Genomic DNA, 3092 nt, shown 5'->3' on the forward strand with positions numbered 1-3092 from the left:
GACGCAACGCGAAGAACCTTACCAAGGCTTGACATATACCGGAAAGCATCAGAGATGGTGCCCCCCTTGTGGTCGGTGTACAGGTGGTGCATGGCTGTCGTCAGCTCGTGTCGTGAGATGTTGGGTTAAGTCCCGCAACGAGCGCAACCCTTGTCCTGTGTTGCCAGCATGCCCTTCGGGGTGATGGGGACTCACAGGAGACCGCCGGGGTCAACTCGGAGGAAGGTGGGGACGACGTCAAGTCATCATGCCCCTTATGTCTTGGGCTGCACACGTGCTACAATGGCCGGTACAATGAGCTGCGAAGCCGTAAGGCGGAGCGAATCTCAAAAAGCCGGTCTCAGTTCGGATTGGGGTCTGCAACTCGACCCCATGAAGTCGGAGTCGCTAGTAATCGCAGATCAGCATTGCTGCGGTGAATACGTTCCCGGGCCTTGTACACACCGCCCGTCACGTCACGAAAGTCGGTAACACCCGAAGCCGGTGGCCCAACCCCTTGTGGGAGGGAGCTGTCGAAGGTGGGACTGGCGATTGGGACGAAGTCGTAACAAGGTAGCCGTACCGGAAGGTGCGGCTGGATCACCTCCTTTCTAAGGAGCATCTAGATTCCGTAAGGAATCCAGAGCCATTACGTCGGCAAATGTTCGACGGTGGTTGCTCATGGGTGGAACGTTGATTATTCGGCACGGCTGGTTGGGCCTGTTAGTACTGCTTCGGCGTGGAACACAGAGTCAATTGGTCGGGCCGGGCACGCTGTTGGGTATCTGAAGGTATGGCCGTCAGGCTGCCTTCAATGCCGACCCCGGTGTACTCACTGGATTCCAGTGGGGTGGCGGGTGGTTGGTCGTTGTTTGAGAACTGCACAGTGGACGCGAGCATCTGTGGCCAAGTTTTTAAGGGCGCACGGTGGATGCCTTGGCACCAGGAACCGATGAAGGACGTGGGAGGCCACGATAGTCCCCGGGGAGCTGTCAACCAAGCTTTGATCCGGGGGTTTCCGAATGGGGAAACCCGGCAGTCGTCATGGGCTGTCACCCGCTGCTGAACACATAGGCAGTGTGGAGGGAACGCGGGGAAGTGAAACATCTCAGTACCCGCAGGAAGAGAAAACAACCGTGATTCCGGGAGTAGTGGCGAGCGAAACCGGATGAGGCCAAACCGTATACGTGTGAGACCCGGCAGGGGTTGCGTGTGCGGGGTTGTGGGATCTCTCTTTCACAGTCTGCCGGCTGTGAGACGAGTCAGAAACCGTTGATGTAGGCGAAGGACATGCGAAAGGTCCGGCGTAGAGGGTAAGACCCCCGTAGTCGAAACATCAGCGGCTCGTTTGAGAGACACCCAAGTAGCACGGGGCCCGAGAAATCCCGTGTGAATCTGGCGGGACCACCCGCTAAGCCTAAATATTCCCTGGTGACCGATAGCGGATAGTACCGTGAGGGAATGGTGAAAAGTACCGCGGGAGCGGAGTGAAATAGTACCTGAAACCGTGTGCCTACAAGCCGTGGGAGCGTCGCGCAAGGAACTTGTTCCTTGCGTCGTGACTGCGTGCCTTTTGAAGAATGAGCCTGCGAGTTAGCGGTGTGTAGCGAGGTTAACCCGTGTGGGGAAGCCGTAGCGAAAGCGAGTCCGAACAGGGCGGTATAGTAGCGCGCTCTAGACCCGAAGCGGAGTGATCTAGCCATGGGCAGGTTGAAGCGGCTGTAAGAGGTCGTGGAGGACCGAACCCACCAGGGTTGAAAACCTGGGGGATGACCTGTGGTTAGGGGTGAAAGGCCAATCAAACTCCGTGATAGCTGGTTCTCCCCGAAATGCATTTAGGTGCAGCGTCGTGTGTTTCTTGCCGGAGGTAGAGCACTGGATAGGCGATGGGCCCTACCGGGTTACTGACCTTAGCCAAACTCCGAATGCCGGTAAGTGAGAGCGCGGCAGTGAGACTGTGGGGGATAAGCTCCATGGTCGAGAGGGAAACAGCCCAGAGCATCGACTAAGGCCCCTAAGCGTACGCTAAGTGGGAAAGGATGTGGAGTCGCAGAGACAACCAGGAGGTTGGCTTAGAAGCAGCCACCCTTGAAAGAGTGCGTAATAGCTCACTGGTCAAGTGATTCCGCGCCGACAATGTAGCGGGGCTCAAGCGTACCGCCGAAGTCGTGTCATTGCAGCAATAGGGCCAACGCCCGCTGTGATGGGTAGGGGAGCGTCGTGTGCCGGGTGAAGCAGCCGTGGAAGCGAGTTGTGGACGGTTCACGAGTGAGAATGCAGGCATGAGTAGCGATACACACGTGAGAAACGTGTGCGCCGATTGACTAAGGGTTCCTGGGTCAAGCTGATCTGCCCAGGGTAAGTCGGGACCTAAGGCGAGGCCGACAGGCGTAGTCGATGGATAACCGGTTGATATTCCGGTACCCGCTGTGAAGCGTCAAACATCGAGCCCATTAATGCTAAGGCCGTGAAGCCGTCCTGGAGCCTTTGGGCAAAGGGAAGTGGTGGAGCCGCCGACCCAAGGTGGTAGTAGGTGAGTGATGGGGTGACGCAGGAAGGTAGTCCAGCCCGGGCGGTGGTTGTCCCGGGGTAAGGGTGTAGGCCGTGTGATAGGTAAATCCGTCACACATTAAGGCTGAGACCTGATGCCGAGCCGATTGTGGTGAAGTGGATGATCCTATGCTGTCGAGAAAAGCCTCTAGCGAGTTTCATGGCGGCCCGTACCCTAAACCGACTCAGGTGGTCAGGTAGAGAATACCGAGGCGTTCGGGTGAACTATGGTTAAGGAACTCGGCAAAATGACCCCGTAACTTCGGGAGAAGGGGGGCCATCACTGGTGATGGGATTTACTCCATGAGCTGGGGGTGGCCGCAGAGACCAGCGAGAAGCGACTGTTTAGCAAAAACACAGGTCTCTGCGAAGCCGTAAGGCGAAGTATAGGGGCTGACGCCTGCCCGGTGCTGGAACGTTAAGAGGAGCGCTTAGCGTAAGCGAAGGTGCGAATTGAAGCCCCAGTAAACGGCGGCCGTAACTATAACGGTCCTAAGGTAGCGAAATTCCTTGTCGGGTAAGTTCCGACCCGCACGAAAGGCGCAACGATCTGGGCACTGTCT

General features: G+C 57.2%; 2 rRNA genes. Both read left to right on the plus strand.

Annotated elements, in window-relative coordinates:
* Positions 1 to 590: ribosomal RNA gene (locus tag ACWGL1_RS16090) — 16S ribosomal RNA — on the plus strand; the annotation flags it as partial.
* 293 nt (positions 591 to 883) lie between these two features.
* A 23S ribosomal RNA gene (locus ACWGL1_RS16095) occupies positions 884 to 3092 on the plus strand; the annotation flags it as partial.

The sequence above is a fragment of the Brevundimonas sp. NPDC055812 genome (assembly GCF_053616535.1).